Source organism: Phenylobacterium sp. (genome assembly GCF_030693805.1).
GTDB lineage: Bacteria > Pseudomonadota > Alphaproteobacteria > Caulobacterales > Caulobacteraceae > Phenylobacterium.
The window spans coordinates 1-7193 of record NZ_JAUXZW010000315.1 but is presented as its reverse complement, the minus strand read 5'-3'; the positions used below and the strand labels follow the sequence as shown (position 1 = coordinate 7193).

General features: G+C 62.5%; 7 protein-coding genes and 1 pseudogene. 6 read left to right on the top strand and 2 right to left on the bottom strand.

The window, feature by feature from the left end; translation table 11 throughout:
• Positions 1–609 precede the first annotated feature (609 nt).
• Both Q8M88_RS12305 and Q8M88_RS12300 read right to left on the bottom strand, forming a co-directional pair.
• Positions 610–987, bottom strand: a complete 378-nt coding sequence (locus Q8M88_RS12305; RefSeq protein ID WP_305597449.1) for a VOC family protein — start codon at positions 985–987, stop codon at positions 610–612.
• A 58-nt stretch (positions 988–1045) separates the two neighbouring features.
• Complete coding sequence (locus tag Q8M88_RS12300) at positions 1046–2251, bottom strand: acyl-CoA dehydrogenase family protein (RefSeq protein ID WP_305597448.1); 1206 nt, start codon at positions 2249–2251, stop codon at positions 1046–1048.
• Positions 2252–2520: 269 nt separating this feature from the next.
• Between Q8M88_RS12300 and Q8M88_RS12295 the strand changes: the two genes are divergently transcribed.
• From Q8M88_RS12295 to Q8M88_RS12270, 6 genes and pseudogenes are all read left to right on the top strand, one after another.
• The gene (locus Q8M88_RS12295; RefSeq protein WP_305597447.1) at positions 2521–3294 is read left to right on the top strand and encodes a TetR/AcrR family transcriptional regulator; all 774 of its coding nucleotides are present in this window, start codon (positions 2521–2523) and stop codon (positions 3292–3294) included.
• Positions 3295–3475: 181 nt separating this feature from the next.
• Positions 3476–4120, top strand: coding sequence for a glutathione S-transferase family protein (locus Q8M88_RS12290; RefSeq protein ID WP_305597446.1), 645 nt, complete (start codon positions 3476–3478; stop codon positions 4118–4120).
• 252 nt (positions 4121–4372) lie between these two features.
• Positions 4373–5158, top strand: coding sequence for a GntR family transcriptional regulator (locus Q8M88_RS12285; protein ID WP_305597445.1), 786 nt, complete (start codon positions 4373–4375; stop codon positions 5156–5158).
• A complete protein-coding gene (locus tag Q8M88_RS12280) occupies positions 5155–6390 on the top strand; it encodes a Rieske 2Fe-2S domain-containing protein (RefSeq protein WP_305597444.1) in 1236 nt (411 codons plus the stop codon). Before Q8M88_RS12285 ends, Q8M88_RS12280 begins: the two co-directional genes overlap by 4 nt.
• Entirely contained in the window at positions 6390–6878 is a 489-nt protein-coding gene (locus Q8M88_RS12275) for an aromatic-ring-hydroxylating dioxygenase subunit beta (protein WP_305597443.1), read from the top strand. The genes Q8M88_RS12280 and Q8M88_RS12275 overlap by 1 nt, the downstream gene beginning before the upstream one ends.
• Positions 6875–7193, top strand: a pseudogene (locus Q8M88_RS12270) (hypothetical protein); the annotation flags it as partial. The gene Q8M88_RS12275 and the pseudogene Q8M88_RS12270, both read left to right, overlap by 4 nt.

Genomic DNA, 7193 nt, shown 5'->3' with positions numbered 1-7193 from the left:
TCAGATGGATATCGCTTGGTCTTCTTCGCGATCTTGGCCATCCGGCCACGGCTCTGCTCGGTCCACATCCCGAGCTTGAATCACAGACCACGATGAAGCGGAATCACCGCTCACGCCTTTTCCAAACAGCCTCTTAGCCTTGCCGTTGTTCATCGGGTTTCTTTGGGTTCCAACTTGGCCGTTGGCGATGCTTTTTCTTGGATTGCTTTCAGCGTTACTTAATATCTACACCGCGCCAACATTAGCGTTAGTGCAAAATAATGTGCCGCCAACGCGTCGGGCCGCGTCAGCCGCCCTGTTGCTGTTCATGGTGAATCTGATTGGATTGGGCGGGGGCCCGGTGCTCGTAGGTCTGATCAGTGACAACGTTGCTAGCGTACACGGTGAGCGCTCTTTGCTGTTCGGGCTCCTAGGATTGGCGCCAGTCTTTTTGCTGGCGGCGGTCGCTTACTACGTCGCGTCGCGAGCGATCGATCGGCGGTTTCGGCTCGAGCGGGACGCGATCCAACACCCTGTATCGGGCGGTTCGTAACTACCGTGGGCATGCAGGAGTGGCGAGCACGCCCAAGGCCCCACCGTTGTCGCCCCTAACGCTAACGCGCCGCGCGCTCAAAGCCTGGGATTGGGTCCGGTCAGCTCCACGCGCATTCCGTTCGGGGCCCGTATAAACAACTGGGTCAGCGCGCCCGACGGATCTGTCGCTTCGTTAAAGGGTGTATCTTGTCGGATCAGCTCCGCCGCGGCGGCGTTTAAATCTGCTACGCGCAGCGCGAAGTGGTCGATTGACGCCTCTGAAGCTGGACCCGGCGTCGCCTGGCACTCCACAAGGTGCACCACCGCTCGGTCGCCGGCATAAAGCCAATATCCAGCCAGCGAGACCGGTGGTCGGGGGCCGACGCTGAGGCCCAAGGTGTGGACAAAGAACGAGCACATCTCCTCCAGCTTGTCAGTGCGCACCGCAGCATGATCGAGGGCGAGAACCTGCATGAGGCGGCTCCTGAATTGCGAGGTTTTGCGTCGAAGGCGAGCATCCGCCTCGCGTGGATCAGGCGGCCTTGTCACGCGATTTCAAGTTCTCCGACCAGTCGCCTTTGGCCGATGGGTCAAGTTCGCGGGGAAGTCCCAGTAGACGTTCGCCCACTACATTCTTCAAAACTTCCTGCGTGCCGACGCCGAGCGTGATGGCTGGGCTGAACCAAAAGCCCACGTCCCAACTACCCCGGCCACCCATTTCTTTGCTTTGGGCCGTCGGTTCCGCAAATTGCGACTCGCCTGCGATTAGGCCGGCTTGGCCGTGCACGCGCTTGGCGAGATCAAGGAGCTTCTGGCCGTGGGGAGCGGCCAACATCTTAGCGACGGCGGATTCCGGCCCGGGCCGCTTCGCATTCACTTGGTCGCTCAGCCGGCGGTAGTTGAGAAGCCGTATCATTTCACCTTCAATGTAGAGCTTCGCCGCCTCTTCAGCCACGGCGACATCGCGCAGCTTGCCAATCGAATTCAGGCCGTCGATGAGGTCTCGCGCGGTCGGACCGTAGCCCCATACTGCGCCAGGCTTGCCCATGTGCACTCGCTCGCTCCCGAGCATCTGCATGGTCAATCGCCAGCCATCACCTTCTTCGCCTAACCGGTTCGTAGCTGGAACTCGGACGTTGTCAAAGAACACCTCGTTAAATTCGTTCTCGTAGCCAGTCATGTCCTCGATTGGATTCACCGTGACGCCCGGATTATTCTTCAACTCCACGATGAACATGGAGAGGCCAGCGTGCTTCGCTGCGTGCGGATCGGTCCGTGCAACGATACAGCCGAGATGAGCGTGGTTGGCCAGAGACGTCCAAATCTTTTGCCCATTGATGATGTAGTGGTCGCCGTCGCGCACAGCGGTGGTTCGGAGCGCCGCGAGGTCCGAACCGCCGGAGGGCTCGCTGAAAAGCTGACACCAGAGCTCTTCGCCCATCAGCCCCTTTTCGAGATAGCGAGCCTTCGCTTCCGCCGTGCCGTGCGTAAGCAGTGACGGACCGCAATTGTTCTGGGCGACCAGATGACCGAACCGCTGCACGCCGGCGCGGTTTAGCTCTTCGTCGACGATAAGCTGAAGCTCAGCATTGGCGCTGAGCCCATAGGGAGGCGGCCAATGCGGCACCTCGTAGCCTGAGTCCAACAGTTCCCGTGCGGTGGGCTTGGGGTGCTGTTTGAGCCAGCCGCGAATCTCCAACCGCCGCGGGTCGTCTTCGGGGGCGATATCGAAGTCCATCGTCTTTTCCTCGCAAACAGGCGGTCAGCGCGCGCACATTCACATAAGCGCATTTAGTGGCTGGGCGCCAAGTATCAGTGATTCAAGCCGATCCAACCGGCTCGTTGCCGAGCAGGATTGATCAACCGCCATGGCCGTGGCGGCCTGGCTCGTTCGACATATGGGAGGCGCCTGATGCAAAGGCGAAGATGGGCTTACCAATGCGCAGCTCGATTTCGGCGTCAGGACGCAAGGGGGATTGCCCGCTAGTTCTGCGCGAAGAGAGCATCGTGCGCCTGCTCTTTGACGCAACGGAAAGCCTGCGATGTTGCGTGCCGGCCTGGAACCGCTATGCATATAGAATGAATAGCGTTTCTCTGGTCAACGGTTCTCCTCGTAAACAGACTAACCGTCGACGTGAGTCGGATCGGAAGATGCTACGTGCGGCCACTGTGCTCATAGCGCAAAAGGGCTTGGGACAAGCTACGTTGTCGGAGATCGGATTGGCGGCAGGCTATAGCAGTGGCCTTCCCACGATGCGTTTCGGGAGCAAATCTGGGCTGCTCGAGGCACTGATCACCTCAATGTCCGGCTGGTGCAATTCGCAGATCGAGAGCGCGGTGGCGGGTCTGCAGGGGCTTGATGCGGTGCGCGCGAGGCTCGACACCCACCTCGCGAACACGATGAAATATCCTGAAGGCGCAGTAGCTTTCCAGTTACTCGCGTTGGAGTCCCGCTACAGCTTACCCGACCTGAGAACTCACGTGGACGACGTCAGAGGCGGATGGCGACGCGACCTGGAGATGGATATCAAAGTCGGCCAAGCTCTTGGCGCGGTGCGCAGCGACATCGATGCGAGAACCTATTCCGACCTGCTGATGGGGGCCGTAGAAAGCACGGTTATGCATGCGTTGGACGGCGGGATCGAGCGCCTGCGACGGGGGCTGCCTCAGTACGTAGAGGTGCTCATCGATAAGCCAGCGGCCGCCGATCTAGAAACAGGTGAAGCTTCAGCCTCGAAGGTCGCCAATCAGTCCCAGGGGCGCCGCTCGCGTTCCGGTTAACGCTCTGGAACGACTTCCCGCATCTCACAGCACGAGCACACAATCCGCACTCGGCCAGCGTGCAACTGACGCGGTCCCATGATTCAGCGCCGCTCTCGCTCGATCATCAAGCCTCGCCAGTGCGCGGCCGCGTGGTGTATGGCGCTGCGTTGCGCGATACGCGCCTGGAGGGAAGGGCCACATGCTGACCGTTCATCACCTAGGGATTTCGCAATCCGAACGGATCGTGTGGCTCTGCGAAGAGCTGGGTATTGATTACGAACTCAAGCGCTACGCGCGGCGGGCGGACCGTCCGCTGGCCCCGGACGACTACAAAGCGCTGCATCCGATGGGGATCGCTCCGGTGATCACTGACGGCGCACTGGTCCTGGGCGAGAGCGGGGCGATCTGCAACTACATCTGCGCGCGATATGGGGACGGGCGTCTCACGCCTGGACCGGACGATCCCGACTTCGCCGACCACCTCTTTTGGTTCCACTGGAGCAACGCGACGTTCGGGGCGACGCTCACGATGCAAATGCTGTTGAAGAACGGCGGCGACAGCAACCCGATGGCGGGGTTCGTAGCTGAGCGCAGCCGTCGCGCCTGGACGATGATCGAGGGGCGGCTAGGCGAGGCGCAGTTCTTCGGCGGTCGCAATCTGACGACTGCGGACATCATGATGGTGTTCAATCTGACGACGGGGCGCGCGTTCAGCGGCGCAACGATCGAGGACTATCCGAACGTAAAGGCCTACGTGAAGCGGATCGGCGCACGGCCTGCCTATCAGCGCGCGATGGCCAAGGCCGAGCCGGATGGCGTCAGTTTGACGGCGACTCGTTCCTAGTCTGGCGCAATTCTTCCGACCCTGACCGCGCACCGCTCAGCCAAGCGGCGGAGCGGTGCGCCCGATTGGAGCGGTTGTGGCGCGTGCTGCGTGCGCAAAATCGTTGACGGCGCACGCCGGTCACAGGGCTTAGGCGAGCGCGCCGGCGCGCCGGCTGGCAGCCGGTCGCGGCTGCGGAAGCGTTCCATCGGCCAACCGACAGGTGCAGATCAGGGGCGTAGGCGCCGACCGCAGCGCGGCGGGAGCTGAATCGTGCGGGCGTGTCGAATTTCGTTGCTTTGTAGGATTTTCGAAATTATTGCGGTCATTCGAAATCGTACCCGACGGTCCTCACCGACCCACATCAAAGGCGCCGACGTGGCGAGCAAATCGAGCATTGCCAGCAGCCTGACCGACCAGCTTCGGACGGCCATACTTTCCGGCTCCTTCGCGCCGGACTCGCGCCTGCGACTGGAGGAACTGGGCGCGTCCTATGGCGTCAGCCTCAGCCCGGTGCGCGAGGCTTTGCTCAGGTTGTGCGGGGAGGGCTTCGTGGTCAGCGAAGACCAGCGCGGCTTCCGGGTGGCCCAGGCTTCGTCGCGCAACTTGCAGGAAGTCATCGCGCTTCGGGCCATTTTGGAGCCCTACGCGCTGCGCGAGTCGATCGAGCATGGGGACCTCCGTTGGGAGGAGTCCCTGGTCGCCGTCTCCCACCGCCTGACCCGCATCGAGCAGATGGACGGCTTCGTCCCTTTCCTCGCCGAATGGGAGCGGGCGCACCGCGAATTCCACCTGTGTTTAGTGTCCGGATGCGACATGCCGATGCTGCAGCAGATCTGCGGCCAGCTGCACGATCAAGCCGACCGCTACCGCCGCCTTTACTTCACGAAACAGCCACCACAGCGAAACGTGGCCCGCGAGCACGTAGAAATCGTCGAAGCGGTGCTGGCCCGCGACAAGGACCGGGCCTGCAATCTCCTTCTCGAGCACACGCGCCAGACCGGCGCGCTGGTTCACGCCTTCATGAGCGCCCACGACAGTTCGCAGGAGTCGGAATGACCCAATCCAGCAGGACGCCCTGGCCCGGCGACGACCTCACTCGCGTGCCTTACTGGGTGTACGACGACCCCGAGGTGTACCGCCAGGAGCAGGAGAGCATCTACTTCGGCCCAGTCTGGAACTACCTCGGCCTTGAAGTCGAGATTCCGCGACCCGGGGACTACAAGACCACCTTCGTCGGCGAAATGCCCGTGGTGGTGACCCGCGCGACGGACGGCGGCGTCCACGCCTTCGAGAACCGGTGCGCCCATCGCGGCGCGCTGCTGGCGCTGAAGAACAAGGGTAACGCCAAGGACTTCGTGTGCGTCTATCACGCTTGGCGGCACGACTGCGAAGGCAACCTGCTGAACGCCACCTTCTCGCGGGGCGTCAACGGCGAAGGCGGAATGCCGTCGGACTTCGACCGTGCGCACTACGGTCCGCGCAAGCTGCGGGTCACGACGCTCTGCGGCCTGGTCTTCGGGACACTGTCGGACGAAACGCCGCCCATCGAGGAATACATCGGCGAGCCCGTGCTGGCGCGCCTCAGGCGCGTTTTGCACAAGCCGCTGCGGATCTACGGCTCGTACAACCAGGTGCTTCCGAACAACTGGAAGCTGTACTTCGAGAACGTCAAGGACACCTACCACTCCAGTCTGCTGCACACCTTCTTCGCGACCTTCAAGGTGTCCAGACTGTCTCAGGGCGGCGGCGTGATTGTTTCGGAGTCCGGCGGCAACCACGTGAGCTATTCGCTGACCCACCAGGGCGGCGAGGATTCGGAGTTCGATAAGGAGCGCCTGCGCGCCAACCAGGAGGAGCAGTTCACGCTGCAGGACAAGAGCGTGCTGAACATCGTCGACGAGTTCGGCGACGGCTGCCACGTGCAGATCCTGTCCGTCTTCCCGGGCTTCGTGCTCCAGGCCATCCATAACAGCCTCGCCATCCGCCACATCCAGCCGAAGGGGACCGAGGAGACCCATCTGATCTGGAACCTGATCGGTTTCGAGGATGACGACGAACAAATGCAGGTGACGCGGATGAAGCACGCGAATTTGGTCGGTCCGGCGGGCTTCGTGTCGATGGAAGATGGGGCGGTCGGCGGCTTCGTGCAGCGCGGCTCCGCGGGCTCGCCCAACGAATCGACCGTGGTGCTGATGGGCGGAAGCAGCACGGAAACCTCCACCTCCCGCGCTTCGGAAAACTCCATCCGCGGGTTCTGGAAGCAATATCGCCAGCTCGTGAGCCTGTGATGAACTCCAGTTTGAAAGAACGCAGCGAGTTCAGCGCCGCCCTCGGCTACGTGATGGAGGACTACGCGAGGGCGATCGACACCGACGATCTCGAGCGCTGGCCCGACTTCTTCGAGCTCGACTGCATCTACAAGGTCACGTCGCGCGAGAACGTGGAGGCTGGTTTGCCGTTCGGCGTGATCTACGCCGACTCACGGGCGATGCTGCAGGATCGCGTGAAATCGTTGCGAGACGCCAACATCTACGAGGGCCAGAGCTACCGACATATGATCGGACGCCCGTGGGTCACGCAGGTCGATGGGGAGACCGTCCGCGCGGAAACGAGCTTCATGGTGGTGCGCATCATGCGCGACGGCCAGAGCACACTCTTCGCGACGGGCGTCTATCAGGACATCCTGCGCGTCACCCCGGAAGCCATCCGCCTGCGGGAACGCATCGTCGTGTGCGACAGCTCGCGGGTCGATACGCTGATGGCGCTGCCGCTGTGAGCGGCCCAGGGCGCAAGAGGGTCGGCATATCCGTGGGGGACCCCGGCGGGGTCGGTCCGGAGATCGCGCTGAAGACAGCTCTCGACCCCCGCGTTCAGGCGGTCGCTGAGGTGATCGTGTTCGGGGACCGCAAGGCCATCGAAGCCCATGTGGCGTCTGGACGGTTGCCGATCGAGGTCCGCCAGCACGTGGGCGTGCCGGCGTCGAGCGGCGACGGGCGGGTCGTCGACTTCGTACATGTGGATTGTCTCGCCGGTCCGCCCAGCCTGGGCCAAGTGACCGCGGAACATGGAGCCGCCGCGCTGACCGCGCTCG

What these genes read in the sequence shown, in the direction of transcription:
- Q8M88_RS12305 (WP_305597449.1), bottom strand. Translation starts at nt 987, where the DNA reads ATGCAGGTTCTCGCCCTCGATCATGCTGCGGTGCGCACTGACAAGCTG.
- Q8M88_RS12300 (WP_305597448.1), bottom strand. Translation starts at nt 2,251, where the DNA reads ATGGACTTCGATATCGCCCCCGAAGACGACCCGCGGCGGTTGGAGATT.
- Q8M88_RS12290 (WP_305597446.1), top strand. Translation starts at nt 3,476, where the DNA reads ATGCTGACCGTTCATCACCTAGGGATTTCGCAATCCGAACGGATCGTG.
- Q8M88_RS12280 (WP_305597444.1), top strand. Translation starts at nt 5,155, where the DNA reads ATGACCCAATCCAGCAGGACGCCCTGGCCCGGCGACGACCTCACTCGC.
- Q8M88_RS12275 (WP_305597443.1), top strand. Translation starts at nt 6,390, where the DNA reads ATGAACTCCAGTTTGAAAGAACGCAGCGAGTTCAGCGCCGCCCTCGGC.